Raw genomic sequence first — 26,999 nt, 5'->3', positions numbered from 1 at the left:
TTTTAATTACGAAGTGGTATTTTAAGAGTGTATTCCGCATCTGCGGCAGGAGGTCGTCATGATCAGTCTGGTGATCGGGATTTTGATTATCGTCGTCGTCGGCGCGATCCTGTTCTGGGTTATCGATAAATTCTGCGCGGATGCCCGGCTGGCATATCTTCTCAAGATCCTCGTGGTTCTGGTCTGCCTGGGCGCGATCATATCCCGGCTGCTTCCGATCCTCGGTTATCCGTCCTATTTTTAGCGGCATGAAGCCGGCGGTGGGAATTCTGCGTGTTCCGCGCGGCAACGGTTCGCACGCGCATCATCCGCCGTCGCCCTCCCGCTTCAGCCCGCGGGTCCTGGATCCGCGGTGAGCCGGCCGTCGACCACCTCGACGATGCGGTCGCAGCGCCGGGCCAGATCCAGATTGTGCGTGACCACCAGAAAGGTGGTCGTCCGCTCGCGGTTGATCTGCCGCATCAGCTCGAACACCGCGTCGGCCGAGGCCGTATCGAGGTTGCCCGTGGGCTCGTCCGCAAGGACCAGCGTGGGGTTCATCGCCAGCGCGCGGGCGATGGCGACGCGCTGCTGCTGTCCGCCGGACATGTTGGTCGCCCGGTTGTCCCGCCATTTGCTGAGGCCCACCCGGTCGAGCAGCTCGGCGGCCCGCCGCTCCATGTCGCGGTCGGGATGGCCGCGGTCCACCAGCATGGGCATCATCACGTTCTCGGCCGCGGTGAAGGCCGAGATCAGGTAGTGGTACTGGAACACGAAGCCGATGGTGTGGCCGCGCAGCTTGGTCAGGGCCGCGTCCGGCAGGTCCGTCGTGTCCTCGCCATTGATGACGAGCCGCCCGGACGTGGGCCGGTCCAGCAGCCCGATGATGTTGAGCAGCGTGCTCTTGCCGGAGCCGGACGGGCCGATCAAGGCCACGAACTCGCCGGGCCGGATGGCGAGGTCGATGCCGTGCAGCACCTCGATCTCCACCGGCGTGCCCACATTGTAGGACTTGCGGATCTGGTCGAGCACGAGCACGTCAGCCACGGATCGCCTCCACCGGATCAAGGCTCGCCGCCCGCACGGCCGGGGCGACGCCGGCGGCGACGCCGGTGAGGGTGGCGATCGCGGCCGCGGCGATGAAGAGGCTCGGCTCCAGCACCAGCGGAAACAGCTCGGTGCCGTCCACCTGCCGGGCCAGATGGTGCCACAGCATCAGCGCGCCGGCCCCGAGCACGGAGCCGACGAGGGATCCGAGGAAGCCGAGCACCCCGCCCTGGATGAGGAAGATCTCCAGGATCTGCCGCCGCGCGGTGCCCATGGCCCGCAGGATGCCGATGTCCTTGGAGCGCTGGATCACCGAGACGATCAGCACGGCGGCGATGCCGAAGGCCACCGAGAGCGCCACGAACAGGCGGATCAGCGTGTTGGAATTCTGCTGCGCCCGCACTGCCGTGAAGAACTGGGCATTGGTGGCGATCCAGCTCTCGGCCTGCACCGGCAGGCTCGCCTCGATCTCCTGGGCGATGGTCTCGGCGGCGTAGATGTCGCTCACCGTCAGGTCGATGGTGGTCACGCCGCCGATCAGGTTGAGCAGGCTCTGGGCCGTGCGCAGCGCCACGAAGGTGTTGCGCTGGTTGGCGCCCTTGTTGCCGAGGTCGAAGATGCCGGTGATGGTGAGGATGCGGCTGCCCGCCTCCGCGGAGGTGACGTTGAGCTTGTCGCCCACCGTGGCACCGAGATCCTTGGCGAGCTCGGTGCCGATGAGTATGTCGTCGGTGCCCAGCCGCAGCTCGCCGGCGACGATGTAGTCCGGCACCCGCACGATCTGGAAATACTGCTCCGGCTCCATCCCGGTGAGGGTGATGGAACGGCTGGCGTCGCCGCGGACCGCCAGCATGGCCCCCGATGCGGTGGGCGCCGCCACCAGCACATCCGGCCGCGCCCGCATGGCGTCGCGGATGGCCTGCCACTGGTCGATGGACAGGACGCGCTGGGCGGGGCGCTGCACCACCGCCGCCTCGAACACCCCCTCGCGCTGCCGCAGGGGCCGGGCCACCTCGTCGGGCGGCAAAAGCTGGATCTGCGGCTGGGAGGTGAGGACCCGCTTGATGAAATTGGCCTGCAGCCCGGCCAGCATGGCCGACATGAAGACGATCACGCCAACCCCGATGGCGATGCCGCTGAGGATGAAGGTGGTCTGCAGCCGCCCCTCGGCGAGGAACCGCAGGGCGGCGATCCAGGCGAAGGGCAGCCAGCGTCTCATGCCTTCACCGGCCGGATGCGCTGTCCGGCCCGCACGCCGGCCGCGAGCGGGATCACCATTTCCCCCGGCGCGACCCCCTCCAGGATCTCCACATAGTCCCCGGCGCGCAGCCCGATGCGCACGGGCTGCGCCCGCGGCCGGCCGTCCCGCACCACCAGCACCCAGGGCGCGGCGGATGTCGCATCGTGCACCGTCCGGGCCGGAACGATCACCGCCGCGGCCCGCCGGTCCACCGCGATGTCGACGGAGACGGTCATGTCCTGCCGCAGATAGGGGGGTGGATCGGCCACCGTGAGCTTCACCTCCACCGACGCGCGGGTGATGTCGACGGAAGGGTTGATGTAGGTCACCGTGGCCGCAAAGCGCCGGTCTGGATAGGCGTCGGCCGAGGCCAGCGCGGTTTGCCCGAGCTTCAGGAGGCCGAGGTTCTTCTCGTCGATCTGCAGCACCAGCTGCATGTCGCCGACGGGCGCCAGCACCAGCAGCGCCTTGCCGGCCTGGACCACGGCGCCGCGCTCCACGTTGCGGGTGATGAGGACGCCGTCGCGCGGCGCGGTGATGGTGGCGTAGCCGAGGCGCGCCTGCACCATGGTCAGGTTGGCGTCCGCCTGGTTCAGCTGGGTCTCGGCCATCACATAGTCGCTGCCGCCGGGGCTGGTGGTGTAGACCTGCAGCTCGGCGGTGCGCACCTGGGTGCGGGCGACGTCGATATTCTTGGTCGCGTCGTCGAGGGTGACGCGCGTGCCCGCGCCGGTCTTGGCGAGCTGCTGGGCGCGGTCGTAGGCCGCCTCGGCATTGGCGAGGTTGGCCTTGGCCTGCTTCAGGGCCTCGTCGGCGGCCGGCCGGGTCAGCTCCTTCATCTGCCGGATGCGGGCTTCCGCCTGCGCCTTCGCGCCCTCGGCCTGCACCTCCAGGGCCTTCAGCTCGTTGGTTTCAAGGGCGATGAGGGGCTGCCCCTGGGTCACGGCCTGCCCCTCGTCCACCAGCACCTCGCGGACCATCCCGGTGATCTGGCTGCCGATCTCGACGCGGAACGCCGTCTCCACGTGACCGCTCGCCACCACGGTCTTCACCAGCTCGCCGCGGGTGGCGGGATAGACGACCACTTCGGGACCGAGCAGCCAGCGCGCGAAGCCCCAGGCGAGCGCCGCAACAAGGACGGCAGCGCCACTGATGCGCCATTTTTGGGCCCACACCGCACGAACAATGCGGCGCGAACCTTGCCGCTTGGGCACGCGGGCGGGGTTGGCTATGCTCGTCTGGTCCACCGCATTCCTATTAGTCACGTTCGGTCCTAGCTACATTGCGCTCGATCATGGGGCGGCTTCGGGGCCGGCTGGCTCGGGACAAGGCCGGTCACTGTCCCGTGACCAGCAATGCGTGCCCCCCAAGGCGAGGCGTGTCGGCCTGATTAAAATGCTGTCATAAGGACTTCTGGGCGCAGCATGTGCAGGCTCATCAGCATAAGAGCCCCGGAATCTGGTCCTGAGCCTTCCCGCAGCGAAGCAGTTCCGTAACGCTTATTTTGATAGAAATCAAGATTTCAAGGCGATTTTTCACTATATTATTTTTATTGTGGTAAAAGAACTTAGATGATGCCCGCGAAGGCTTCTCGTGAACCAGGCAGATGAGAAACAATGCCGAAGTTGCCAGCCCGTGCAGCCCGAGGGGACTCGCTAAAATCAGAGGGGCTTCCCTTGGCAGCAGCCTCGGTCCGTTCGTTCCCAGAATTTCCCGTGGTCGGGATCGGCGCTTCGGCCGGAGGCCTGGAGGCCTGCAAGAAACTGCTTGCCGCATTTCCCGCTGGCCCCGGGATGGCGCTCATTCTGGTCCTGCACCTCGATCCGACCCACGAAAGCATGATGGCGGATCTTTTGGCTCCGCACACCGCGATGGTGGTGCGGCAGGCGGCGGACGGCATGCTCATCGAGCCCGATCACCTCTACATCATCCCGCCCGGATTTTATCTGTCGGTCGATGCCGGCCACCTGCGCCTCTCCGCACCCGACGCGCCGCACGGCGCGCGACTCCCGTTCGATTTCCTCTTGAAGTCGTTGGCGGCTGAGTACGGCGCCGACGCCATCGGCGTCATCCTCTCGGGAACCGGCGCGGACGGCAGCGCCGGTCTGAAGGCGATGAAGGAGAAGGGCGGCTTCACCGTCGCCGAGGACCCGGAGGAGGCCGACTACGACGGCATGCCACGCAGCGCGATTGCCGCCGGCGCCGTGGATCTCGTGCTTCCGGTGGAGAAGATCCCCGAAGCGCTGCTGACGCACGGGCGGCAGCCGGCCGATGCGCCGGCAAACACCGCTTTGGCGCAGATCGTCGATCTCCTGCGGGCGAGCACGGCGTTCGACTTCACTCTCTACAAGCCCGGGACGCTGCAGCGCCGGACCGAACGGCGCATGGCCCTCGCGTCCATGGGCGTCGACGACATGGACCGCTATCTGGAGCTGTTGCGGAAAAATCCGGCCGAGCTCGATCTCCTGGCCAGGGACCTGCTCATCAACGTCACCAGCTTCTTCCGCGACCCGCAGGTGTTCGAGTTTCTCGCCACTGACATCATCCCCAAGCTGGTGCGCGACCATCCCCCCGATCGCCCGCTCCGCATCTGGGTGCCCGGTTGCAGCACCGGGGAGGAAGCCTATTCCCTGGCCATGCTGTTCTTCGAGGCGATCGCCGCGACCAAGCGCAACGTCCGGGTCCAGGTGTTCGCCTCGGATGTCGATCCGGATGCTGTCGCCCAGGCACGGGAGGGCTTCTACTCCGAGGCAGTTGCGAGCAGCCTGTCGCCCGAGCGCCTCGACCGCTTCTTCACCAAGGATGCGCACGGCTTCAGGATTGCGCAGAACCTGCGCCGCGGTGGTGTTCACGGTGCAGAATGTGCTGGCGGACCCGCCATTCTCACGGCTCGATTTCATTTCGTGCCGCAACCTCCTCATCTATCTGGTCCCGGAGGCGCAGGCCAGGTTCATTTCGCTGTTCCACTTTGCGCTGATCGAGGGCGGCCTTCTCCTGCTTGGAACGGCGGAAGAGGTCGGCAGCGCCGAGGCCCGGTTCGAGGTCGTCTCCAAGCCTGCGCGGGTCTACCGGCACACCGGGCAGCGCCGGCCGGGGGATCTGAGCTTCTCGATCGGCACCTCGGACGGCGTGAACCTTTCCACGCGTTCGGCACAGGCCTCTTCGCCATCCCGCCAGACCACGCTCGCCGAACTCTGCCGGCGGCTCATCCTGGAGACTTATGCGCCGGCGGCGGTGCTGATCAACCGCAACTACGAGTGCCTCTATTACCTGGGGTCGACCGACGCCTATCTGAGGCTGGCCCCCGGGCAGCCGACCCATGATCTGCTCTCCATGGCGCGGGAGGGGGTGCGCACCAAGCTCAGGGCGGCGATCCAGCGGGCGACGCAGGAGAAGACACGCGTGGTCGTGGAGGGCGGCCGGACCCACCGGGACGGCAAGGCCGTCGCCTTCAGCATCGCTGTCCATCCGGTGCTGAGCCAGGGTGAAGAGCTGCTGCTGGTCTGCTTTCTCGACAGTCCCGCTGTGGTCTCCAGCGGCCGGCCCGACCGGCCGATGCCCGAGCGTGAGCTGCCGCGCGTGGCCGAACTCGAACAGGAGCTGGAATCCACGCGGACCGAACTCGAGAGCGCCATCCGCAATCTCGAGCTGTCCAGCGAGGAGCAAAAAGCGGTCAACGAGGAGGCGTTGTCTGTCAACGAGGAGTTCCAGTCCACCAACGAGGAGCTCCTGGCCTCCAAGGAGGAGCTGCAGTCCCTCAACGAGGAGCTCACCGCCCTCAACGGCCAACTCCAGGAAACCCTGGAGCGGCAGCGCACCACCTCGAGCGATCTTCAGAACGTGCTCTACAGCACCGACGTGGCGACCTTGTTCCTCGACACCCAGCTGAAGATCCGCTTCTTCACCCCGGCGACCCGGTCACTGTTCGCCGTCATCCCGAGCGATGTGGGACGGCCGCTTTCGGATCTCAACTCGCTGGCCGCCGACGGGACGCTGATGCCGGACATCCAGGCGGTGCTGGCGGGCTCGGCGGCGCAGGAGCGGGAGATCGAGGCGCGGACCGGGGCGTGGTACGTCCGCCGCATCCTGCCCTATCGCACCGAGGGCGACGGCGTCGATGGCGTCGTCATCACCTTCGTCGACATCACCGAGCGCCGGCGGGCCGGGGACGCGCTGGAGGCCGCCCGGCGGGACGCGGAGCTGGCCAACAACGCCAAGTCGCGCTTCCTGGCCGCCGCGAGCCACGATCTGCGCCAGCCGCTGCAGGCGCTCGTTTTGCTCCAGGGTCTTCTGGCCAAGGCGGCGGAGGGCGAGAAGGCGGAGCGGCTGGTCAAGCGGCTGGATGAAACCATCAACGCCATGTCGGGCATGCTGAACGCGCTGCTCGACATCAACCAGATCGAGGCCGGCACCATCCGGGCGGATGTCGTCAGCTTCCCGATCAACGACCTGCTCGACCGCATGCGGGAGGAACTGACCTATCACGCGCGCGCCAAGAAGCTGACCCTGCGCGTGATCCCGTGCCACCTTTCGGTGGAAAACGACCAGCGCCTGCTGGAGCAGATGCTGCGGAACTTCATCTCGAACGCGCTGAAATATACTCCACGCGGCAGCGTGCTGGTGGGCTGCCGCAGGCATGGACCGTGGCTGCGCATCGAGGTGTGGGACACCGGGATCGGCATTCCCGACACCGAGCTGCGGGCCCTCTTCGAGGAATACCACCAGCTCCACAACGCGGCCCGTGAACGCAATCTCGGCCTGAGGCTCGGCCTCTCCATCGTGCAGCGGCTCGGCCTGCTGCTGGACCATCCTATCCGGGTGCGCTCGCGTCCCGGCCATGGCTCGGTCTTCTCGATCGATGTCAAGATCTCGCATGGGGTATCAGCACGTCAGGACGTGGCCCCGCCGGGTGACCGCCCCGGAAGGATCACCGAGCCCACGGGCCAGAAGGCCTCGATCCTGGTGATCGAGGACGATCCCGACGTCCGCTCCCTGCTCGAACTGCTCCTCGCCGGCGAGGGACACGTGGTGACTGCCGCAGCCGACGGCGTCGGCGCTCTGGACATGGTGGAGCGGGGCGCGATCCGGCCCGACCTCATTCTCACGGACTACAACCTGCCCAACGGCATGACCGGTCTGGACGCCGCGGCACGGCTGCGCGCGAGGCTGCGCAGCCCGGTTCCCGTGGTGATCGTGACCGGCGACATATCGACGGCCGCCCTGTGCGACATCGCGACCCACGACTGCGTCCAACTCAACAAGCCGGTGAAGGCGGACGAACTGGCGCGGATCATCCAGGGGCTGCTTTCCGATCATCCCGCGCCCATGGCGGCAGGCGCCCCGCCTTCGGCCGGGGAAGCTCGGGGTAGCCGCGCCGCCGGTCATCTTCATCGTCGACGATGACGACCACGTCCGGCAGGGCATGCGCAGCGTGCTAGGGTCGAGACTCAACGTAGCCAGCATGAGACGAGAGCGACGAGGCACAAGGAAGCGAGATAGTTCCGCGCGAGCTTGTCGTATCGGGCACAGTACACGACTCTTTCATGCTGGATGTGGGCCTGCTCTGGGGCCTTGTGGATTTGGAGGTTGCCCTGTCATGATGGCGTTCCAGCATTGAACGGCTTCGCGTCCTCCTTGGATCAGGATTTTTCTCAGCAGATCGAAGCCGACGCGGAAAATCGACTTTGCCTTGCGCTTGTGGGTCTTGATGATAATTGGTCGATGTCTGGCGCTCCATTCCCCAGTTGTATGAGCGAAGGTGAAGGCGACGGCCAGCACGGCGATGAGCTTGGCGATCCGCTCCGGGTTGGTGATGTGAGTGTCCTCGAGGTTGAGACCGCGCGTCTTGCTGGCCGCGAACAGGGTTTCGATTTCCCAGCGCCGCCGATAGTTGGCCAGGGCGATCCCGGGATCGGTGTTGGTTGCCACAACGAGCAGTTCCTTACTGGCCAGTCGTGTCGCCGCGAGCTTTACGGGCGGCCCGAGAGCGCTGCCGCGTGAACCGAGGCGGCAATCTTCGCGCACGTAGCGGCGTCCGCCGATGGCGAGCTTCCGGAACAAGGAAACGACCGGGCAGCAGCGGCCATCAGCCAGACGGATCTGGAAGGCGTCCTTGATGCGCAGGATGAACGGGATGTTGTTCTCGACCAGAAAGGCCATCCAGGCCGTGCCGACGAATTCCCGATCAGCGATCAATCCGGCTACAGCCTCGGCACCGAAGACATTGCAAAAGCGGGACAGCAGGGCTTCGCGATGGGCCGTGGTCGAGTTGCCGGCTCTGTCGAGCACGTCCCACATGAGCGGGATGGCGATGCCGTTATGGACGATGGCGAGCATCAGGACGTTGACGTCGCGTCGCCCGAACTTCCAACTGGTGCGGTCGAGGGCAAGAAGCCAGGGCCCCGATCCGATCCGTGCGATCCTCACCACGACGCGGGCCAGTTGATCGCTATCCAGCTCGACCTGCTCGAAGAAACGCTGGAGGCGGCGATAGTTTGAAGCAATCTCCGCCCGCGTCGGGAACATCCCGGCAAGGTGACTTAGATTGATGGTGCGCGACAGCAGAACGCCGACGACAAAGACGCAGAAGCTCTCAAGCCGGCTCTTGCGCATCGACAAGTGCTTGTCCAGGCAATGCCTCAAAGCGGCGATGATGTCTCTTCTCATGCAAAATCCCGATCCGCTCTCCGCCGAATCGGAAATCCTACTGATCGATCAAGGCCCTACTAAGAATCGTCGTGTACTGTGCCCTCGACGAGAGCCGCACGGTCACGAAGGAGATCTTCGACTGGAACGAGACGATGGAAACCTCGTCCAGCTCCCGCCTCGTCCGTGACGGCGAGCGGCAGACCGCGCCCGATTTCGGCCTCAGCGAAAAACACATCCTCACCATCGAGCGGCTGGCGCTGGAGCCCGAGGGGATGCTGGGGCGCAGCAGCATCGCGGAACAGTTCGACCCGGAATTCTTCAATACCAATTTCTGGTTCATGTGGTGCACCACCTTCGCCTTCCAGCCCTGGCACAGCGCGGTGGAATTCAAGCGCTACCTGGTGCGCTTCGCCCATCTGGTGTCCGGCTTCAACCGCCTGCACGGCATCATGCGCACCACCTACAACCAGTATGATTCCATGGTGCTGCCGCTGCGCAAATGGCTCGCGGCCCGCGGCGTCCGGTTCGAGCTGAACACCCGCGTCACCGACCTTAACTTCGGCGAGAGAGACGGCGCGAAGGTGGTGACGCGCATTGATTGCGAGCGGGCGGGGCAGGGCTGGGAGATCGAAGTCGAGGCGGGGGATTTCGTCCTCGTCACCCTGGGCTCGATGACCGACGCGTCGAGCCTCGGCTCCATGGGCACCGCGCCCGTGCTCAACGGCAAGGCCGAGGGCAGCGCCTGGACGCTGTGGGAGAAGATCGCCGCGGGCCGCCCGGAATTCGGCCGCCCGGCGGTGTTCGCCGACCATATCGACGAATCCAAATGGCTGTCCTTCACCACCACCTTGCGCGATCCGGCGTTCCTGCGGATCGTGCGGGACTTCACCGGCAACGTGCCCGGCGAAGGCGGCCTCGTCACCTTTCCGCAATCGCGCTGGCTGATGTCGTTCGTCGTTCCGCACCAGCCGCATTACATCGGCCAGCCCGAGGATGTCAGCGTGTTCTGGGGCTACGGCCTCCATGTCGACGCGCCGGGCGACTTCGTCGCCAAGCCCATGTCGGCCTGCAGCGGGCGCGAGATCATGACCGAGCTCATGGGCCACCTGCGGATCGAGGCCGAGGCCGGGCGGATCCTGGACACCTCCATTTGCATCCCCTGCATGATGCCGTTCATCACCAGCCAGTTCCTGTGTCGCGAGAAAGGCGACCGGCCGCAGGTCATTCCCGACGGCTGGAGCAACCTCGCCTTCACCGGCCAGTTCTGCGAGCTGCCAGACGACGTAGTGTTCACGGTGGAATATTCGATCCGCTCGGCGCAGGCCGCGGTCTATGCCCTCATGGGACTGAAGCGGGAGCCGCCGCCGGTGTACAAGGGGAAGTACGATCCGCGCGTCCTCTACAAGGCCTTCCTCGCCTTGCACGACATGAAGGCCTGATTCCAACGTCCGGTGCATCGACTCGTCGACCCTCGGTATCAGCCCGCGCGGTATCCCTGCAGGATCTTGAGGTAATTGGCGCGCTCGAAGGCCTGGGGGTCGCGCAGGCGGCTCTGGCTCATGATGCCGCGGACATGCTCCAGCGAGGTGAACTCGCGGGCCGCGAGCCAGGTGTCGAGGCCTCCGAGAAGGTCGCCCACATAGCCGACGCCATGGCGTAGCAGGGCCGAAGTGGCCATTACCACGTCGGCTCCCACCAGGAGATACTTGACCACCTCGTCGGTGGTGGCGACGCCGGTGCTGGCGGCGAGGGACGCCTTCACCCGGCCGGAGAGGACGGCGAGCCAGAGCAGCGGCAGGCGGATCTCGGCTGGATCGCTGAGCGTCAGGTCGGTCAGCACCTTCAGGCGCACCAGGTCGAGATCGGGCTGATAGAAGCGGTTGAACAGCACCAATGCATCGGCCCCCGCGCCCTCGAGTTCGAGCGCCATGTGGCCGATGGAGCTGAAATAGGGGCTGAGCTTGACGGCGATGGGCAGGGACACCGCCGCCCGCACCGAGCGTAGGATGTCGAGATATCGCTGCTCCACCTCCCGGCCGGTCTGCGAGATGTCGGCGGGGATGAAATAGATGTTCAGCTCCAGGCCGCGGGCGCCGGCGTCCTCGATCTGCCGGGCATAGGAGATCCAGCCCTCGTCGGTGATGCCGTTGAGGCTGGCGATGATGGGAACGTGGACCGCCTCGCTCGCACGCCGCACCAGCTCCAGATAATCGTGTGGTCCGCTCTTATAGTCGGCAAGGGCAGGAAAGCTGGGTTCGAGGCGTATCGGGTTGCGACGCGGCGAAAGTTATTGAGACGACAGACCATGCGCTCGATGGCGCTTCGGTCGCGATAGAGGACTGGCGAGAAGCAGTTTTTCTAGCGCCGATTGGCCTTGGGCGGGATGTTGGGCATCGGGCCGTTCTCCTCGACCAGCCGGCGGAGGGCGTTGCTGTCGTAGCCCTTGTCGCCCATCTCCGTAAAGCCGAAGCGGTCAGGATGGCTGGCCGGATGCAGCGTTATCCGCCAAATGACATGAAACTAGAAACTGGATGAATTGAGAGTCCAGAATTGCATGGATACGTCAAAGGCCCTTACCGTCGAAGACGTCGCCGAGCGGCTCAAGTTCAGCCGGAACGGCATCTATGCAAATGTTACCTTCCGCATGCGGCGGCTTCTATGTCGCAACGGGCAGCCCCAAGAACATCCTGACATGGCGCGACTTCGAGCGCGAGGACATCACCATGATCGCCTCCCGCCGAGCCGAACGCCTCAGCCGTACCGGCCGGTCACGTAGGCCTGCGTCCGCTCCTCGGCGGGGTTGGTGAAGATGCGGCTGGTCACGTCGTACTCCACCATGTGGCCGAGATGCATGAAGGCGGTGAAATCGGAGATGCGCGCCGCCTGCTGCATGTTGTGGGTGACGATCATGATGGTGTAGGCGCCGCGCAATTCGTCCATCAGTTCCTCGATCTTCGCCGTGGCGATAGGGTCGAGGGCGGAGGTGGGCTCGTCGAACAGGATCAGCTCCGGGTCGGGGGCGAGCGTGCGGGCGATGCACAGGCGCTGCTGCTGGCCGCCGGACAATCCATAGGCGGATTCCTGAAGGCGATCCTTCACCTCGTCCCAAAGGGCCGCCTGGCGCAGCGCGGCTTCCACCCGCCCCGCCACCTCCGATCGGTTGCGGATGCCACGGATGTAGAGGCCCGCCGCCACATTCTCATAGACCGATTTCGGAAACGGATTGGGCTTCTGGAACACCATGCCGATGCGCAGGCGCGCAAGCATGGGGTCCACCTCCGCCGCGACGATGTTGACCCCCTCCGGATAGAGGATGATCTCGCCCTCGTACCGGTTGCCCGGATAGAGATCGTGCATGCGGTTGAAGCAGCGCAGGAGCGTGGACTTGCCGCAGCCCGACGGGCCGATGAGGGCGGTGACCTTGCCCTCGACGATGGGAAGCTCAACCGCCTTGAGCGCCTGGTTGTCGCCGTAGAAGAAATCGAGCTTGCGAACGGCGGCGCGCAGCGGCACGGGTGCCTTACCGGCCATGGCGTCCAATGCGGGGGTCACGGCGGTCATCTCATTCTCCGAATGGCCGGGCTGCAGCATCAGCGCATGCTCCGGCGGATCTTGTAGCGCAGCCAGATGGCGACGGCGTTCATCAGCAGCGTCATGGCGAGCAGGATGAGGCCGGTTGCCGCCGCGTTCACGTGGAACGCCGCCTGGGGACGTGAAACCCAGTTGAACATCTGGATCGGCATCACCGTGAACGGCGAGTTGAGCCAGTCGAAATTGATGAACGGAAAGGTCTCCTGAAGCGGCGGCGGCGGCAGGAAGGCGATGAAGGTGAGGGCGCCGATCGTGATGATGGGCGCGGTTTCGCCGATGGCCCGCGACATGCCGACGATGGCGCCGGTGAGGATGCCGGGGCGCGCGGTGGGCAGGATGTAGCCGCTCACCGTCTGCCACTTGTCGGCACCGAGCGCATAGGCGCCCTCGCGGACTTCGAGCGGGATGGAGCGTACCGCCTCGCGTGTGGCGACGATGATGATGGGCAGGATGAGCAGCGCCAGCGTCATGCCCGCCACGAGGATGGTCTGACCCATGGCGAAGCTCTGCACGAACAGGCCGAGGGCCAGCAGGCCGTAAATGATGGAGGGCACGCCGGCGAGATTGGTGACGTTGATCTCGATGAGATGGGTCATCCAGTTGCGCGGCGCATACTCCTCAAGATAGAGGCCTGCGGCGACGCCGAGCGGCACCGCGAGCACGGTCGTGACGATCATCACCAGTGCGGTGCCGACCCAGGCGGACAGGATGCCCGCATCCGCCGCGCGCCGGGAGGGAAAGCGGGTGAGGAAATCAAGATCGATGCGCCCGAGCCCATCCACCATGAAGTCGATGATGAGCGACAGCAGCACGATCATGGTGAGGATGAGGACGCCCAGGCCGAGGAGCGCGAAATTGCGGTCCGAGCGATGCGCCCGGGTGACGATCTCGGCGTCCGAGAAGCGGCGGGAGGGTTGAGCGGCGAGCGGCTTCACGGCCATCCCCTCAATAGACTTCGCGGTACTTCTGGCGCAGCCAGAAGGCGAGGATGTTGAAGACAAAGGTCATGAGGAACAGCGTCATGCCCGCGGCGAAAATGGTGAGATAGGCGATGGAGCCGTGCGGCACGTCGCCGAGGCTGATCTGGACGATGTAAGCGGTGATGGTGGCGGCGCCCTCCAGCGGGTTGAGGGCGAGCTTGGCCTGCTGGCCGGCGGCGATGGCCACCACCATGGTCTCGCCCACCGCCCGCGACATGCCGAGGATGTAGGCCGCCGTTACCCCGGAGAAGGCACCGGGGATCACCACCCGCGTCGCCGTCTGGAGCCGCGTGAAGCCGAGCGCGTAGGCGCCCTCCCTCAGCTCCGCAGGAACGGCGCGCATGGCGTCCTCGCTTACGGAAACGATGTAGGGCAGGATCATGATGCCCATGACGATGCCGGGCACGAGCAGGTTGAAGCTGGCGAGCCCCGGAATGAAGATCTGGAAGATGGGCGTGAGGAACAGGAGCGCGAAATAGCCGAAGGCCACGGTGGGCACGCCGGCGATCAGCTCAAGGAACGGCTTGATGGCCTCGCGCACCTGCGGCCGGGCGAATTCCGACAGGTAGATGGCGAGCACGGTCCCCGCCGGGATGGCCACGAGAAGCGCAATGAGCGAACTCATCAAGGTGCCGGACACCAGGGTCATGATGCCGAAGTGCTTGTCCTGGAACACCGGCGTCCATTGCGTGTCGGTCAGGAAGTCGATGATCGACACCTGGGCGAAGAATTTCACGCTTTCGGACAAGAGAACGTAGACGATGCCCCCCGTCACGAGAACCGATACGGCGGCGCTGAGGAAGAGGACGACCCGCATGGTGCGGTCCACCACCCGGCGGCGGGCCAGGAAGGCCGGAGAGACCGTCAGGCCCCGCTGGCCCGTTCTTGAGACTGGAGATACCGCTGCGACCACGACCAACCCTCACCTAGATGGAGGGAGGCGCCGGAGCGCCTCCCTCTGGATCAGACCTCAGTAGACGAGCTTTTCCTTCAGGAGATCCTCGACCGACACGCCGACCTTGGAGCCGGTGAAGCCGGTGCCGATCTCACGCTTCCTGAAGCGCTCCTGGAACGCCTTCAGGGCCGCCTCGGGAAGCGGCACGTAGCCCACTTCCTTGACCAGTTCGACCGCGTTCTTGGGGTCCTGGTAGAACTCCACGAACTTCGCCACCTCGGGGCGGGTGTCCGCCGACTTCTTGTTCACATAGATGAAGATGGGGCGGGACAGGGGCTGGTACTTGCCGGTGCGGGCGTTCTCCACCGAGGGCTCCACGGCGGGGGCGGCATCGTTGAGCTTGATCTTCACGGCCTTCAGCTTGCCGTGGTTCTCCTCGTAATAGACGAGGCCGAAGAAGCCGAGGGCGTTCTGATCGCCGGCGACGCCCTGCACGAGCACGTTGTCGTCCTCGGAGGCGGTGAAGTCGCCGCGGCTCGAGTGTTCCTTGCCGACGATGGCGGCAGTGAAATAGTCATACGTGCCGGAATCGACGCCCGCGCCGTAGAGCACCAGAGGACGATCAGGGAAGCTGTCGCGCACCTGCTTCCAATTGGTGATCTTGCCCTGGGCCTCAGGCTCCCAGATCTTCTTCAGGTCCGCCACGGTCATTTCGCTCGCCCAGCTGTTGGACGGATGGATGACGACGGTGAGCGCGTCGAGCGCCACGGGCAGCTCGATATATTCGATGCCGGCTTCCTTGCAGGCCTTCTGCTCGCTCGCGGTGATCGGCCGCGAGGCGTTGGAGATGTCGGTCTCGCCGCGGCAGAACTTCTTGAAGCCGCCGCCCGTGCCGCCGATGCCGACAGTCACCTTGATATCCTTGTTCTGCTTCTGGAACTCTTCGGCCATGGCCTCGGTCACGGGAAACACCGTGGACGAGCCGTCGGCCTTGACCAGAGCCTGGGCGGCAGCGCCGTTGAAGGCTGCGCCGGTAGCGAGCAGCGCGAAAGCGCTCGCGAGAGTGATGATCTTCATGAGGTTGCCGTCTCCCTGGACAATGTCGCCAGGGCTCTCGACGCTCGCCTGGCCTTACGGACTCTAAGCAATTTAGACAACAACTTTATGACAGAATCGTATATTTGAATCGAATTGTCATGTTGAGAAGGTTTTAATGTAATTGATTGCCGCTTTTATTCATGTATTTATGACCTATATTTCGGCCACATCGCGCCACAATATGGCTGCACCTGAAATCTATAATCCATCTTGCAAGGCAATAATCCGATACATCGGAGACCTGCGCGACCATTTACTCTTCGTAGTCGGCCCGGATATTCCATAATTAATACAATTTGGCGGCGACACATCCCGATCGAGGGAGGGCGTTTACGCTATTTTAATTCGATAGGTATCGACATAACGATAGCAATACTTGCCGTATCGGAATGCTCAGGAAGGTGCGCGTCATACCAATGTCATGTGATGCATATAGCGATCTGTCCACGCCTATCGACATTTTAGCTTATGGCGGCGATGATCAGAATCTCGCCCCATATCGAAGGGCGACAGGGGGAGGCCAGCCGTGAACCGCATTCTTGCCTTGACTGCCGCAGTTGCACTTGCGGCCCTGACCACACTCTCGCCCGCCGCGCATGCGGCCGAGGTGCGGGGCGCGGGCTCCACCTTTGCCTATCCCATCATCTGGAAGTGGGCTGAAGGCTTTCGCGAGCGCACGGGAACCCTTGTGGGATACCAGTCGGTCGGCTCGTCGGCCGGCGTCAACCGCATCAAGGACGGCGTGGTGGATTTCGGCGCCTCCGACAAGCCGCTGAAGCCGGAAGATCTGGAGAAATACGGCCTCGGCCAGTTCCCCATCGTGTTCGGCGGCGTCGTGCCGGTGTTCAATGTGGAGGGCGTCGGCCCCGGCCAGCTGCGCTTCACCGGCGCGCTTCTCGCCGACATCTATCTTGGCAAGGTCGCGACCTGGTCCGACCCCGCCATCAAGGCCCTCAATCCCGACATCAAGCTGCCCGACGCCAAGATCGTGGTGGTGCACCGTTCCGACGGATCGGGGACCACCTTCAACTGGGTGTCCTACCTCGCCAAGGCGAGCCCGGAATGGAAGCAGCAGGTCGGGGAGGGCAGCGCGGTCGCCTGGCCGACGGGAACGGGCGCTCGGGGCAACGAGGGCGTTGCGACCGAGGTCAAGCGCGTCAAAAACGCCATCGGCTATGTTGAATTCACCTACGTGGTGCAGGCCAAGCTCGCCTATGGCCTGGTGCAGAACCGCGCCGGCAAGTTCATCACGCCGAGCGCGGCGTCGTTTCAGGCCGCGGCCTTGAGCTTCGACTGGACCGCGGCGAAGGATTTCTTCGTGATCATCAACGATTCCGCCGCCGAGGATGCCTATCCCATCGCCGCCACCACCTTCGCCATCATGTACAAGGAGCCCAGGGTCCCGGCCAACAGCAGCGCGGCCTTCGAGTTCTGGCGCTTCGCCCTTGGCGAGGGCGAGAAATATGCGTCCCAGCTGGGCTATGTTCCCCTGCCGCCGGCGCTGGTCCAGCAGGTGAAGGACTATTGGGCGAAGACCTTCAAGGGCGGCTCCTGAGCGCCCGGGCGGAATGTCCGGGGGAAAGATTGCGACAGCGAGGCGAGATGAACGAGACGAAGCTGAACGCAGACGAGGCCACGCGGATCTTCGATGCGCTGTCGCAGGTCACGCGCCTGGAGACCTTCCGGCTTCTGCTGCGCTATGTGCCCTACGGACTGCCGGCCGGCGACATCGCCCGTCTGCTGGCGGTGCCGCACAACACCATGTCCACCCATCTCGCCGTGCTGGAGCGCGCCGGCCTCGTCTCGGCACGGCGGGAAGGCCGCTCCATCCTCTATGCCGTCACCCTCTCGCTCGCCGGTCCGCTCTTCGCCCAGCTGATGGGGGATATGGGCTTTGCCGTGTCGCAGCGGCGCGGCACCGGTGCGCTCGCCTTTCCCCAGCTTCGGCCCGCAGCCGCGAATGATCGCGTCTACAACGTACTGCTGGTCTGCTCGGCCAACTCGGCGCGCTCGCTCATCGCCGAGGCGCTGCTGAACCGCGAGGGGCGCGGCCGCTTTCGGGCCTATTCGGCCGGCAGCCGGCCGAAGCGCAAGCCGCACCCCCTGGCGCTCGATCTGATGGCCGCGCTCGGCTACGACACGGGGCCCCTCGCCTCCAAGAGCTGGGACAGCTTCGCAGGGCCGGACGCGCCACGGATGGATTTCGTCATCACCACCTGCGACGCTGCGGCGGGCGAAATCTGCCCCGCTTTCCCCGGTCATCCGCTCCAGGCCCATTGGGGCCTGCCGGACCCCCTGGCGGTGAAGGGAACCGAGGCGGAGCAGAAGGCGGCCTTCCTTGCCACCTATCGCCGGCTCGCCGGGCGTATCTCCGCCTTCGTCAACCTGCCGTTCGAGCAGCTTGACCTTGCTTCGCTGAAAGAACGCATCGGCGAGATCGGGAAGATGGAAGGTGCAACGGACCTCACGCTTTTCGGGCGGGCCGCGTGAGGTGGGGAGCCGCCGCCGGACCTCCGCGGGCCTGAAGCCATCGCGCCGAGGCCGCCCCCCTTTTCGAAGATCACAAGGAATGACGGTGCCATGAGAGTAGGGATCAACGGCCTCGGCCGCATCGGACGGCTGTCGCTGCGCGCAGCCATGGGGGCGGCGCAGCGCCCGGACAACGACCCGCGCGGCGGCAACCGGCTCGACATCGTGCATCTCAACGAGATCAAGGGTGGTGCCGAAGCCTGCGCCCACCTGCTGGAATTCGACAGCGTGCAGGGCCGCTGGCGCGCGCCCATCTCCCACGATGAGGCGAGCGTGCGCATCGGTGAGAAGGCCATGTCGTTCTCGTCCCATGCCAAGCCGGAAGACATTCCCTGGGGCGACCTCGGGGTGGACGTGGTGCTGGAATCCACCGGCAAGTTCCTCACGCCGCAGGTGCTTGAAGGCCATCTGAAGCGCGGCGCCAAGCGGGTCATCGTCGCAGCCCCGGTGAAGGACCCGTCCGTCCTCAACGTGGTGGTGGGGGTGAATGAGCACCTTTACGACCGCGGGATGCATCCCATCGTCACCGCCGCCTCCTGCACTACAAACTGCCTGGCCCCGGTGGTGAAGGTGGTGCACGAGGCCATCGGCATCCGCCACGGCCAGATCACCACCATCCATGATCCCACCAACACCAACGTGGTGGTGGATGCGCCCCACAAGGACCTGCGCCGCGCGCGCTCGGCCATGCTCTCGCTGCAGCCCACCACCACCGGCAGCGCCACTGCCATCGCCCTCATCTATCCCGAGCTGAAGGGCAAGCTGAACGGCCATGCGGTGCGCGCCCCCGTGCTCAACGCCTCGCTCACCGACTGCGTGTTCGAGCTGAACCGCGAGACCACCGCACAGGAGGTGAACGCCCTGTTCGCCGAGGCCGCGAACGGATCGCTCAACGGCATCCTCGGCTTCGAGCCGCGCCCGCTGGTGTCGGCCGACTATGCCCGCGACACCCGCTCCGCCATCGTGGACGGGCCGTCCACCCTCGTCACCGACGGCACCCTGCTGAAGGTCTATGCCTGGTACGACAACGAGATGGGCTATGCCTGCCGCATGGTGGACCTCGCCTGCCATCTCGAACAGGCGGGACTGTGATGGCGGCGGCTTCTTCCTCCGCGGGCCTGCGCAACTATGCCATCGTCACGGCGGCCTATTGGGGCTTCACGCTGACCGACGGCGCCTTGCGCATGCTGGTGCTGTTCACCTTCTTCAAGCTCGGCTACTCGCCCTTCACCCTCGCCTTCCTGTTCCTGCTCTATGAGGCGGCAGGCATCGGGGCGAACTTCATCGGCGGCTGGCTGGCTGCGCGCTTCGGCATCACCCGGATGCTGACGGTGGGGCTCACCACCCAGATCGCCGGCTTCCTGCTGCTCTCGGCCATGTCCCCCTCGTGGGAAACCGCCTTCCTGGTGGCCTGGGTGGTGGCGGCGCAGGGCGTGTGCGGGGTGGCCAAGGACCTGACCAAGACCGCCTCCAAATCCGCCATCAAGGTCACGGAGGCGGAAGCGAAGGGCAATGCCGAAGGGCGCCTGTTCCGCTGGGTGGCGTGGTTCACCGGCTCCAAGAATGCCATGAAGGGCTTCGGCTTCTTCCTCGGCGGCGTGCTGCTGGAGGCGTTCGGCTTCCGCCTCTCGCTGTGGCTCATGGCGGGCGTGCTGGCCGTGGTCCTGCTCGGCGTGCTCCTGTCCCTGCCGCCCATGATGGGCAAGGCCAAGGCCAGTTCCTCGGCCAAGGAATTGTTCGGCAAGAGCCGGGGGGTGAATCTGCTCGCCGCCGCCCGCGTCGCCTTGTTCGGCGCGCGGGACGTGTGGTTCGTGGTGGGCGTGCCGGTGTTCCTCTATGGCACCGGCTGGACCTTCCCCATGGTGGGCGGCTTCCTGGCACTGTGGACCATCGGCTACGGCATCGTGCAGGCGGCGGCGCCTGCGGTGGTGAGCCGCAGCCCGGACGGCCTGTCCAAGGAAGTGCCGGCGGCGCGCTGGTGGGCACTCGGGCTCGCGCTCGTTCCCGTGGTCATCATCGCGCTTCTGGCCGTAACGCCCCTGCGGCCGGACCTCATCGTCGTCATCGGACTCGGCATTTTCGGCGCCGCCTTCGCGGTGAATTCCTCGCTGCACTCCTATCTGATCCTCGCCTATGCGGGATCGGAGAAGGCGGCGGAGGACGTGGGCTTCTATTATGCCGCGAACGCCGCCGGGCGCTTCGCCGGAACGCTCCTTTCCGGCCTGCTCTACCAGATGGGGGGCATCACGACCTGCCTCGCCGGCTCCGCCGTGATGCTCGGCATCTGCTGGCTCACCACTTTGCTGCTGCCGACCCATGCCCAAGCCACGGGGAAGGCCGCCCCGGCGGGCAGATGAAGTGCAGGCGCCGTAGTCCGCGCGTCACACAACAGTCGTATTGAACACGCGATCCATTCGGAGATGAAGCCATGACGCTTTTGCGCTCCCTCGCCTGTGCCGCCCTGCTCGCGGCCACCATGCTGGCCCCAACCTTCGCGCAGGCGGAGTTCAAGCTCGACCCCCGCTTCACCGACACCAATGGCGACATGGTGGCCGACACCCCGTCGGATCCGGCGAAGCAGCTGGACCCCGACACCCTCATCTTCGCTTATACTCCGGTGGAGGACCCCGCCGTCTACGCCAAGGTGTGGGCAGAATTCCTCGACCATCTCGCCAAGGTGACGGGCAAGAAGGTGCAGTTCTTCCCCGTGCAGTCCAACGCCGCGCAGCTGGAAGCCATGCGCGCCGGGCGGCTGCACGTGGCCGGCTTCAATACCGGCTCCAACCCCATCGCGGTGGCCTGCGCCGGCTTCGTGCCCTTCACCATGATGGCGTCCAAGGACGGCGCCTATGGCTACGAGATGGAGATCATCACCTATCCCGGCTCCGGCATCACCAAGGTCGAGGACATCAAGGGCAAGAAGATGGCCTTTACCTCGGAGACTTCGAACTCCGGCTACAAGGCGCCGTCCGCGCTCCTGAAGTCCCAGTTCGGCATGGAGGCCGGCAAGGACTTCGAGCCGGCCTTCTCCGGCAAGCATGACAATTCCATCATCGGCGTGGCCAATAAGGATTATCCCGCCGCCGCCATCGCCAATTCCGTGATGAAGCGCATGATCGCCCGCGGCGTGATCAAGCCCGAGCAGGTGGTGACCATCTACAAGTCGCAGACCTTCCCCACCACCGGCTATGGTTATGTCTACAACCTGAAGCCCGATCTGGCGGCGAAGGTGAAAGAGGCGTTCTTCAGCTTCAACTGGGAGGGCACCGGCCTGCAGAAGGAGTTCAAGTCCGCCGAGCCGCCGCAGGAGAAGTTCATCCCCATCACCTTCAAGGACACCTGGGCGGTGGTGCGGCAGATCGACGACGCCATGGGCGTGAGCTACACCTGCAAATAGGCTCCGGCTGCAAATAGGCTCCGGCTGTAGGCCCGGCACAAGAGAGACTGCGGGATGCTGACCATCGCCGGCCTGTCCAAGCGCTATGCCAAGGGGGACAAGGCCCTCGACGATGTTTCGCTCGGCATCCCCGCCGGCCAGGTGGTGGGCCTGATCGGCCCATCGGGCGCCGGCAAGTCCACCCTCATCCGCTGCGTGAACCGGCTGGTGGAGCCGACGTCCGGCTCCATCCGCCTCGGCGATACCGAGATCACCCGCCTCGGCGGGGCGGGCCTGCGTCGCGCGCGGCGGCGCATGGGCATGATCTTCCAGGAATATGCCCTGGTGGAACGCCTCACCGTCATGGAGAACGTGCTCTCCGGGCGGCTCGGCTATGTGGGCTTCTGGCGCGCCTTCCTGCGCCGGTTTCCCCAGGCCGACATGGACCGGGCCTTCGCCGTGCTCGATCGCGTCGGCCTTCTCGACCATGTGGACAAAAGGGCCGACGAGCTCTCCGGCGGCCAGCGCCAGCGGGTGGGCATCGCCCGCGCCTTGGTGCAGGAGCCGGACATCCTGCTGGTGGACGAGCCAACCGCCAGCCTCGATCCCAAGACCTCGCGCCAGATCATGCGCCTCATCGTCGAGGTGTGCGCCGAGCGGCGATTGGCGGCCATCGTCAACATCCACGACGTGGCGCTGGCGCAGATGTTCGTCCAGCGCATCATCGGCCTCAAGGCCGGGCGCATCGTGTTCGACGGCCCGCCGGAGGCGCTCGACACCGCCGCCCTCACCGCCATCTATGGCGAGGAGGACTGGTCGCGCACCATCCGCGAGGTGGAGGACGACGCGGCAGAGGAAGCCGCCGCGCAGGATGCGGTTCGCGTCCTGCGGGCGCAGGCGACGCCCGCCGCCGCCGCGAGGGCGCTGTGAACGCTGCTCCCACCACGGCGCGCCGCTGGCGCCCGCCGCCGCTCATCGCCAATCCTTATCTGCGCTATGCGCTGCTCGTTGGCGCGGCGCTGTATCTGGCGCTCGCCCTCGGCAGCGTCGAGGTCAATTGGGCGCGCCTCTCCGACGGCTGGGCGCGCGGCCTGCGCTTCGTCTCCGGCTTCCTGGAACCGAATTTCTCGCGGCGCTGGGACGATATCGTCCAGGGCATGATCGAGAGCCTGACCATGACGGTGACCTCCACCGTGGCGGGGATCGCCATCTCGGTGCCCATCGGCATCGGTGCCGCCCGCAACGTGGTGCCGCGCCCCGTCTATTACGTCTGCCGGTCCATCATCGCCGTGTCGCGCTCCCTGCAGGAGATCATCGTCGCCATATTGCTGGTGGCCATGGTGGGCTTCGGGCCGTTCGCCGGCTTCCTCACCTTGTCGTTCGCCACCATCGGCTTTCTCTCCAAGCTGCTGGCGGAGGACATCGAGGACATCGACCCCGCTCCCGTGGAGGCGATCCGCGCCACCGGAGCGCCCTGGCCATCGCTGATCGCCTTCGGCGTGCTGCCCCAGGTGGCGCCGCGCCTGCTGGGGCTTTCGCTCTACCGGCTCGACATCAATTTCCGCGAATCCGCGGTAGTCGGCATCGTGGGCGCGGGCGGGATCGGCGCCACGCTGAACACCGCCATCGACCGCTATGAATTCGACAGCGCCGCCGCCATCCTCATCCTCATCATCGCCATCGTCATGGCCAGCGAATATGTCTCCGGCCTGGTCCGAGGGCGGGTGAAATAATGCCGGTCACAGCCCTCCCCGAAGGCCGCAGGTCCTGGCAGCGGCGCACCCCGCGCGGGCAGATCGCCGTGTGGTTTGGCTGGCTTCTCGCCGTGGCCTTCACCGTGTTCTGCTGGCGGGTGATGACGCAGGGCACCATCTGGGCCTTCGTATGGGACGCCCCCACCCAGGCTGCCGACATCGGCGCGCGCATGGTGCCGCCGCGCTGGTCCTATTTTCCGGCGCTGCTCAAGCCCTTGTGGGACACGCTGAACATCGCCACCCTCGGCACGCTCGCCGCCATCCTTCTCTCGGTGCCGGTGGCCTTCCTTGCAGCCCGCAACACCACCCCCAGCGCCGCCTTCGTGCGGCCTTTGGCGCTGTTCGCCATCGTCGCCTCGCGCTCCATCAATTCCATCATCTGGGCGCTGCTGCTGGTGGCGATCCTCGGACCCGGCGTGCTCGCCGGCATCATCGCCATCGCGCTCAGGTCCATCGGCTTCATCGGCAAGCTCCTGTACGAGGCCATCGAGGAGATCGACGAAACCCAGGTGGAAGCAATCCGGGCGACCGGCGCCTCGGGTGCCCAGACGCTTGCCTACGGGATCGTGCCGCAGATCATGCCCGCCTTTGCCGGCATCAGCGTGTTCCGCTGGGACATCAACATCCGCGAATCCACCGTGCTCGGCCTGGTCGGCGCGGGCGGGATCGGGCTCAATTTGGAAAGCTCGCTCAACACGCTGGCCTGGCCGCAGGTGACGCTGATCCTCATGGTGATCCTCGCCACGGTGGTGGTGAGCGAATGGGTGTCCGCCAAGGTCCGCCACGCCATCATCTAATCTTCGGAGCCTGAACGATGACCGAGCCATCCCCTGTCACCATCTGGCACAATCCGGCCTGCGGCACCTCGCGCAACACGCTCGCCATGATCCGCAACGCCGGCATCGAGCCGAAAATCGTCGAATATCTCAGGACCCCGCCCGCGCGGGGGGAGGTCGCCGCCGCCATCGCCGCAGCGGGCCTCACGGTGCGCGCCGCAACCCGGCAGAAGGGCACGCCCTATGCCGAACTCGGCCTCGACGATCCCGCTATCACCGACGACGCGCTGCTCGACGCCATGATGGTCCATCCCATCCTCATCAACCGGCCCTTCGTGTTCACGCCGCTGGGCGTGCGGCTGTGCCGGCCGTCGGAACGGGTGCTGGACATTCTGCCCGCGCCGCAGACGGGGCCGTTCGCGAAGGAGGATGGCGAGGTCGTGATCGATGCCGAGGGCCGGCGCGTTTGCTGAAGGGAGCGCTTTCAAGCATGCGTTGATGATTGACGCATCAATGATCAATGCATAGCCTTCCCGCATATCTCGAACCGCTCCATCGGCCGCTCCATCCGTTCCGCCGGCGCCGGTGCCGAAGCCGGGCCCCGATTTCCTGAGCCGGGCCTATTGGAACGGCACCATCAAGACGAGCCTGTCCAAGTTCTTCATCCTGTGCGTGCTGCACCAGCGGCCCATGCACGGCTACGACGTGGCACGGGCGGTGGAGGCAACCACCAACGGCTGCTGCTCCCCCACCGAGGGCACCATCTATCCGGTGCTGCGGGAGTTCGAGGAGGGCGGCTATCCGGATGGCCCAGGACATTGCCGCGCGCCCGGCGCTCGCCCCGTTTCAAGGGGGCGGGTGGCGGTGGGGCGGACCGATGCCGCGCTGGACGACTATATCCGCGCCCGGGCACTGCCCACCCAGCATCCCTTGGGCACCTGTGCCAAGGCGACCAACAGCGATGGCGGAGTGGTGGCCGCCGCGCTCCGGGTGGCCGCGGGTTTCCGGCGACAGCGTTCGGCCGGCTCCCGTCGATGGGGCAGATGGGGCGAACGAAAGACGCGACGAGGTCGAACCACAACGCCTTGATCCACTAGAGCGTATCCCCGGACTTGCGCAGCGGCACACGGCTCAGTGCATTGCCGGCATCGGTTGCCTTTCGCAGCAGATGCATGAAGGTGCGCTGCTCGGCCGGCGTCAGACCTGCGAGTATCGCCTTCTGGACATCGGCGACGACGGGCGCGACCGCCTCAAGCAGTGCTTCACCCTCGGCGGTGACATGGAGGCTCTTGGCGCGGCGATCCTGGCTTGAGGTTTCCCGGCGGACCAGCCCCTTCTGCACCAGCCGTTCGACCACACCGCCCAGGGTGGCCGCGTCGTAGGCGATCAGGCCTGCAAGCGTCGTCTGCGCCAGGCCGCCATGGCTGCGGATCATCGTCAGCGCCGCAAACTGCACGGGCGTCAGGTCATAGCCGGCCGCTTCGCATCTGACGATGAAGATCGAGACGGCGATCTGCTGGAGACGACGGATCAGATGCCCCGGTAGGTCGAAAAGCGGCGATTGGTCAGGGTCTTGTGGCGCGGCGTGTCGGGGCGGCATTGGCACTTCTCGATCCACTCTGGGTACCGGATGGGGCCATCCTAGAAAACTCCTGCGCTGTTGACAGCGCAAAATACTAAGCATACTTAGTAATTGCCGGAGCCGACCGGCGGAGCAATCAAACAAGGAAGCGCCACCCAATCCGGTCCCCACCGCGAGGGCCGGGAACAGGCGCCAACGGCGGGAGGAAAACATGAAGGACACTGCGGCTGCGCATGCCATGGCGCCGGACGATACGCCGGAGCTCCGCCAGCTCCATGCCGATTTCGAGCGCAACCACATCCTCCCGCTCTGGACGCAGCTCGGTGATCTGATGCCGCGCCATCCGAAGCCGAAGGCGGTTCCTCATCTGTGGAAATGGTCCGAACTCTATCCGCTGGCCAGGCGCTCCGGCGATCTCGTGCCGGTCGGCCGCGGCGGCGAGCGCCGGGCGCTCGGTCTCGGCAATCCCGGATTGGGCGGCCATGCCTATATCAGCCCCACCTTGTGGTGCGCCATCCAGTATCTCGGGCCGCGCGAGACCGCGCCGGAACACCGGCATTCGCAGAATGCATTCCGTTTCGTGTGCGAAGGCGAGGGCGTCTGGACCGTGGTCAACGGCGATCCTGTCAGAATGAGCCGCGGCGATTTCCTGTTGACCCCCGGCTGGAACTTCCACGGCCACCACAACGACACCGACCAGCCGATGGCCTGGATTGACGGGCTCGACATTCCCTTCGCGCAGATCAACGACGTCGGCTTCTTCGAGTTCGGCGCCGAGCGCGTCACCGATTATGCGACTCCGGCTTTTTCGCGCGGCGAGCGGCTGTGGTGCCATCCCGGCCTGCGCCCGCTGTCGGGCCTGCAGAATACCGTCAGTTCGCCCATCGGCGCCTATCGCTGGGAATTCACCGATCGGGCTCTGACCGAGCAGCTCCTGCTGGAGGAGGAGGGCGTCCCGGCAACCGTCGGCCAGGGGCATGCGGCGATCCGCTATGTCAATCCGACCACTGGCGGCGATGTCATGCCCACCATCCGCGCCGAATTCCATCGCCTGCGCGAAGGCACGCAGACCGCGACGCGGCGGGAAGTGGGCTCCACCGTGTTCCAGGTGTTCGAAGGCCGCGGGGCGGTGATGTTGAACGGCGAGACTAAGGCGCTCGAAAAGGGCGACATCTTTGTCATCCCGTCATGGATACCGTGGTCGCTTCAGGCGGAGACCACGCTCGACCTGTTTCGCTTCTCGGATGCGCCGATCATGGAACGGCTGCATTTCGACCGCGTTCAGGTGGACGGCCGTGAGCCCTGAGGCTGCCCGATCCACACCATTGGATGCGGCCCGAGAGGCGCTGCGCCTGCGCCAGGGGCTGGGCGCGGCGGGGCGCCGCCTATTTTGCCCGCAAGCTCAATGAACTGGCGGACGTGGAATTGCACCGGCCGAATGGAGCCGGCGCTTGCCGCGTCCGCCTGCCATGACGGTGGCGGCAGGATCGCCGTGGCGGGCCGG

Annotated in this window: 24 protein-coding genes and 3 pseudogenes; 16 read left to right on the top strand and 11 right to left on the bottom strand. The window is 65.6% G+C overall.

Going from position 1 to position 26,999, the window contains the following annotated elements; genetic code table 11:
• Positions 1-58 precede the first annotated feature (58 nt).
• Positions 59-244 carry a hypothetical protein gene (locus ACI7BZ_RS20830; RefSeq protein ID WP_414119032.1) on the top strand — a complete coding sequence of 62 codons (186 nt, stop codon included), beginning with the start codon at positions 59-61 and terminating at the stop codon, positions 242-244.
• 83 nt (positions 245-327) lie between these two features.
• Here the strand turns inward: ACI7BZ_RS20830 and ACI7BZ_RS20825 are convergent, their stop codons facing one another.
• The 3 genes from ACI7BZ_RS20825 to ACI7BZ_RS20815 are packed head-to-tail and all read right to left on the bottom strand — an operon-like array spanning position 328 to position 3,531.
• The gene (locus ACI7BZ_RS20825) at positions 328-1,026 is read right to left on the bottom strand and encodes an ABC transporter ATP-binding protein (RefSeq protein ID WP_414119031.1); all 699 of its coding nucleotides are present in this window, start codon (positions 1,024-1,026) and stop codon (positions 328-330) included.
• The gene (locus tag ACI7BZ_RS20820) at positions 1,019-2,245 is read right to left on the bottom strand and encodes an ABC transporter permease (protein ID WP_414119030.1); all 1,227 of its coding nucleotides are present in this window, start codon (positions 2,243-2,245) and stop codon (positions 1,019-1,021) included. The genes ACI7BZ_RS20825 and ACI7BZ_RS20820 overlap by 8 nt, the downstream gene beginning before the upstream one ends.
• Positions 2,242-3,531 (bottom strand): efflux RND transporter periplasmic adaptor subunit, encoded by a 1,290-nt coding sequence (locus ACI7BZ_RS20815; protein ID WP_414119029.1) that lies wholly within the window; start codon positions 3,529-3,531, stop codon positions 2,242-2,244. The genes ACI7BZ_RS20820 and ACI7BZ_RS20815 overlap by 4 nt, the downstream gene beginning before the upstream one ends.
• 351 nt (positions 3,532-3,882) lie before the next feature.
• Here ACI7BZ_RS20815 and ACI7BZ_RS20810 point away from each other — a divergent pair.
• The 3 genes and pseudogenes from ACI7BZ_RS20810 to ACI7BZ_RS20800 all read left to right on the top strand — a co-directional run.
• Positions 3,883-5,043, top strand: a pseudogene (locus tag ACI7BZ_RS20810) (chemotaxis protein CheB); the annotation flags it as partial.
• A pseudogene (locus ACI7BZ_RS20805) lies at positions 4,967-5,263 on the top strand (CheR family methyltransferase); the annotation flags it as partial. The pseudogenes ACI7BZ_RS20810 and ACI7BZ_RS20805, both read left to right, overlap by 77 nt.
• 132 nt (positions 5,264-5,395) lie before the next feature.
• Positions 5,396-7,669, top strand: coding sequence for a PAS domain-containing protein (locus ACI7BZ_RS20800; protein ID WP_414119231.1), 2,274 nt, complete (start codon positions 5,396-5,398; stop codon positions 7,667-7,669).
• Between the two features lie 138 nt (positions 7,670-7,807).
• On the opposite strand, the gene ACI7BZ_RS20795 is transcribed toward ACI7BZ_RS20800, so the two are convergent.
• A complete protein-coding gene (locus ACI7BZ_RS20795) occupies positions 7,808-8,932 on the bottom strand; it encodes an IS4 family transposase (protein WP_414116892.1) in 1,125 nt (374 codons plus the stop codon).
• Between the two features lie 71 nt (positions 8,933-9,003).
• On the opposite strand from ACI7BZ_RS20795, the gene ACI7BZ_RS20790 reads away from it, so the two are divergent.
• Positions 9,004-10,353 carry an oleate hydratase gene (locus ACI7BZ_RS20790; protein WP_414119028.1) on the top strand — a complete coding sequence of 450 codons (1,350 nt, stop codon included), beginning with the start codon at positions 9,004-9,006 and terminating at the stop codon, positions 10,351-10,353.
• A gap of 38 nt (positions 10,354-10,391) precedes the next feature.
• On the opposite strand, the gene ACI7BZ_RS20785 is transcribed toward ACI7BZ_RS20790, so the two are convergent.
• The 6 genes and pseudogenes from ACI7BZ_RS20785 to ACI7BZ_RS20760 all read right to left on the bottom strand — a co-directional run bounded on the left by ACI7BZ_RS20785 (position 10,392) and on the right by ACI7BZ_RS20760 (position 15,457).
• Positions 10,392-11,180 (bottom strand): dihydroorotate dehydrogenase-like protein, encoded by a 789-nt coding sequence (locus ACI7BZ_RS20785; protein ID WP_414119230.1) that lies wholly within the window; start codon positions 11,178-11,180, stop codon positions 10,392-10,394.
• A pseudogene (locus ACI7BZ_RS20780) lies at positions 11,177-11,368 on the bottom strand (IS5/IS1182 family transposase); the annotation flags it as partial. The pseudogene ACI7BZ_RS20780 and the gene ACI7BZ_RS20785, both read right to left, overlap by 4 nt.
• A 297-nt stretch (positions 11,369-11,665) precedes the next feature.
• Positions 11,666-12,475 (bottom strand): phosphate ABC transporter ATP-binding protein PstB, encoded by an 810-nt coding sequence (gene pstB / locus ACI7BZ_RS20775; protein WP_414119027.1) that lies wholly within the window; start codon positions 12,473-12,475, stop codon positions 11,666-11,668.
• A 29-nt stretch (positions 12,476-12,504) separates the two neighbouring features.
• Positions 12,505-13,446, bottom strand: a complete 942-nt coding sequence (pstA, locus tag ACI7BZ_RS20770; RefSeq protein ID WP_414119026.1) for a phosphate ABC transporter permease PstA — start codon at positions 13,444-13,446, stop codon at positions 12,505-12,507.
• Positions 13,447-13,450: 4 nt separating this feature from the next.
• A complete protein-coding gene (gene pstC, locus ACI7BZ_RS20765) occupies positions 13,451-14,302 on the bottom strand; it encodes a phosphate ABC transporter permease subunit PstC (RefSeq protein WP_414119025.1) in 852 nt (283 codons plus the stop codon).
• A 153-nt stretch (positions 14,303-14,455) separates the two neighbouring features.
• Entirely contained in the window at positions 14,456-15,457 is a 1,002-nt protein-coding gene (locus tag ACI7BZ_RS20760; RefSeq protein ID WP_414119024.1) for a PstS family phosphate ABC transporter substrate-binding protein, read from the bottom strand.
• A gap of 547 nt (positions 15,458-16,004) precedes the next feature.
• Here ACI7BZ_RS20760 and pstS point away from each other — a divergent pair.
• The 10 genes from pstS (at position 16,005) to ACI7BZ_RS20710 (ending at position 25,002) form a co-directional block, all read left to right on the top strand.
• Positions 16,005-17,033, top strand: a complete 1,029-nt coding sequence (gene pstS, locus ACI7BZ_RS20755) for a phosphate ABC transporter substrate-binding protein PstS (RefSeq protein WP_414119023.1) — start codon at positions 16,005-16,007, stop codon at positions 17,031-17,033.
• Between the two features lie 47 nt (positions 17,034-17,080).
• The gene (locus ACI7BZ_RS20750) at positions 17,081-17,968 is read left to right on the top strand and encodes a metalloregulator ArsR/SmtB family transcription factor (protein WP_414119022.1); all 888 of its coding nucleotides are present in this window, start codon (positions 17,081-17,083) and stop codon (positions 17,966-17,968) included.
• A 90-nt stretch (positions 17,969-18,058) separates the two neighbouring features.
• Positions 18,059-19,099, top strand: a complete 1,041-nt coding sequence (locus ACI7BZ_RS20745; RefSeq protein ID WP_414119021.1) for an ArsJ-associated glyceraldehyde-3-phosphate dehydrogenase — start codon at positions 18,059-18,061, stop codon at positions 19,097-19,099.
• Positions 19,099-20,364 (top strand): organoarsenical effux MFS transporter ArsJ, encoded by a 1,266-nt coding sequence (gene arsJ, locus ACI7BZ_RS20740; protein ID WP_414119020.1) that lies wholly within the window; start codon positions 19,099-19,101, stop codon positions 20,362-20,364. Before ACI7BZ_RS20745 ends, arsJ begins: the two co-directional genes overlap by 1 nt.
• 71 nt (positions 20,365-20,435) lie before the next feature.
• Positions 20,436-21,404: a phosphate/phosphite/phosphonate ABC transporter substrate-binding protein gene (gene phnD, locus ACI7BZ_RS20735; protein WP_414119019.1), complete on the top strand. Its 969-nt coding sequence runs from the start codon at positions 20,436-20,438 to the stop codon at positions 21,402-21,404.
• 54 nt (positions 21,405-21,458) lie between these two features.
• A complete protein-coding gene (phnC, locus tag ACI7BZ_RS20730) occupies positions 21,459-22,313 on the top strand; it encodes a phosphonate ABC transporter ATP-binding protein (RefSeq protein WP_414119018.1) in 855 nt (284 codons plus the stop codon).
• Positions 22,310-23,116, top strand: a complete 807-nt coding sequence (gene phnE / locus ACI7BZ_RS20725; protein WP_414119017.1) for a phosphonate ABC transporter, permease protein PhnE — start codon at positions 22,310-22,312, stop codon at positions 23,114-23,116. The genes phnC and phnE (ACI7BZ_RS20725) overlap by 4 nt, the downstream gene beginning before the upstream one ends.
• Positions 23,116-23,934 (top strand): phosphonate ABC transporter, permease protein PhnE, encoded by an 819-nt coding sequence (gene phnE, locus ACI7BZ_RS20720; protein WP_414119016.1) that lies wholly within the window; start codon positions 23,116-23,118, stop codon positions 23,932-23,934. Before phnE (ACI7BZ_RS20725) ends, phnE (ACI7BZ_RS20720) begins: the two co-directional genes overlap by 1 nt.
• Before the next feature lie 17 nt (positions 23,935-23,951).
• A complete protein-coding gene (gene arsC, locus ACI7BZ_RS20715) occupies positions 23,952-24,386 on the top strand; it encodes an arsenate reductase (glutaredoxin) (protein WP_414119015.1) in 435 nt (144 codons plus the stop codon).
• A 112-nt stretch (positions 24,387-24,498) separates the two neighbouring features.
• Positions 24,499-25,002, top strand: a complete 504-nt coding sequence (locus ACI7BZ_RS20710) for a helix-turn-helix transcriptional regulator (RefSeq protein WP_414119014.1) — start codon at positions 24,499-24,501, stop codon at positions 25,000-25,002.
• Positions 25,003-25,006: 4 nt separating this feature from the next.
• Here ACI7BZ_RS20710 and ACI7BZ_RS20705 read toward each other — a convergent pair whose 3' ends face one another.
• Complete coding sequence (locus ACI7BZ_RS20705; RefSeq protein WP_414119013.1) at positions 25,007-25,513, bottom strand: MarR family winged helix-turn-helix transcriptional regulator; 507 nt, start codon at positions 25,511-25,513, stop codon at positions 25,007-25,009.
• Positions 25,514-25,706: 193 nt separating this feature from the next.
• Here ACI7BZ_RS20705 and ACI7BZ_RS20700 point away from each other — a divergent pair, with 193 nt between their 5' ends.
• Positions 25,707-26,801 (top strand): cupin domain-containing protein, encoded by a 1,095-nt coding sequence (locus tag ACI7BZ_RS20700; protein ID WP_414119012.1) that lies wholly within the window; start codon positions 25,707-25,709, stop codon positions 26,799-26,801.
• The last annotated feature ends 198 nt before the right edge of the window (positions 26,802-26,999 follow it).

Origin of the sequence: Xanthobacter sp. AM11, assembly GCF_047444035.1 — a bacterium.
GTDB lineage: Bacteria > Pseudomonadota > Alphaproteobacteria > Rhizobiales > Xanthobacteraceae > Xanthobacter.
The sequence above is the reverse complement of the archived record's forward strand: the minus strand, read 5'-3'. Positions and strand labels throughout refer to the sequence as shown.

What these genes read in the sequence shown, in the direction of transcription:
- ACI7BZ_RS20830 (WP_414119032.1), top strand. Translation starts at nt 59, where the DNA reads ATGATCAGTCTGGTGATCGGGATTTTGATTATCGTCGTCGTCGGCGCG.
- ACI7BZ_RS20820 (WP_414119030.1), bottom strand. Translation starts at nt 2,245, where the DNA reads ATGAGACGCTGGCTGCCCTTCGCCTGGATCGCCGCCCTGCGGTTCCTC.
- ACI7BZ_RS20795 (WP_414116892.1), bottom strand. Translation starts at nt 8,932, where the DNA reads ATGAGAAGAGACATCATCGCCGCTTTGAGGCATTGCCTGGACAAGCAC.
- pstB (WP_414119027.1), bottom strand. Translation starts at nt 12,475, where the DNA reads ATGACCGCCGTGACCCCCGCATTGGACGCCATGGCCGGTAAGGCACCC.
- pstA (WP_414119026.1), bottom strand. Translation starts at nt 13,446, where the DNA reads ATGGCCGTGAAGCCGCTCGCCGCTCAACCCTCCCGCCGCTTCTCGGAC.
- pstC (WP_414119025.1), bottom strand. Translation starts at nt 14,302, where the DNA reads ATGCGGGTCGTCCTCTTCCTCAGCGCCGCCGTATCGGTTCTCGTGACG.
- ACI7BZ_RS20760 (WP_414119024.1), bottom strand. Translation starts at nt 15,457, where the DNA reads ATGAAGATCATCACTCTCGCGAGCGCTTTCGCGCTGCTCGCTACCGGC.
- ACI7BZ_RS20750 (WP_414119022.1), top strand. Translation starts at nt 17,081, where the DNA reads ATGAACGAGACGAAGCTGAACGCAGACGAGGCCACGCGGATCTTCGAT.
- ACI7BZ_RS20745 (WP_414119021.1), top strand. Translation starts at nt 18,059, where the DNA reads ATGAGAGTAGGGATCAACGGCCTCGGCCGCATCGGACGGCTGTCGCTG.
- arsJ (WP_414119020.1), top strand. Translation starts at nt 19,099, where the DNA reads ATGGCGGCGGCTTCTTCCTCCGCGGGCCTGCGCAACTATGCCATCGTC.
- phnD (WP_414119019.1), top strand. Translation starts at nt 20,436, where the DNA reads ATGACGCTTTTGCGCTCCCTCGCCTGTGCCGCCCTGCTCGCGGCCACC.
- phnC (WP_414119018.1), top strand. Translation starts at nt 21,459, where the DNA reads ATGCTGACCATCGCCGGCCTGTCCAAGCGCTATGCCAAGGGGGACAAG.
- phnE (WP_414119016.1), top strand. Translation starts at nt 23,116, where the DNA reads ATGCCGGTCACAGCCCTCCCCGAAGGCCGCAGGTCCTGGCAGCGGCGC.
- arsC (WP_414119015.1), top strand. Translation starts at nt 23,952, where the DNA reads ATGACCGAGCCATCCCCTGTCACCATCTGGCACAATCCGGCCTGCGGC.
- ACI7BZ_RS20705 (WP_414119013.1), bottom strand. Translation starts at nt 25,513, where the DNA reads ATGCCGCCCCGACACGCCGCGCCACAAGACCCTGACCAATCGCCGCTT.
- ACI7BZ_RS20700 (WP_414119012.1), top strand. Translation starts at nt 25,707, where the DNA reads ATGAAGGACACTGCGGCTGCGCATGCCATGGCGCCGGACGATACGCCG.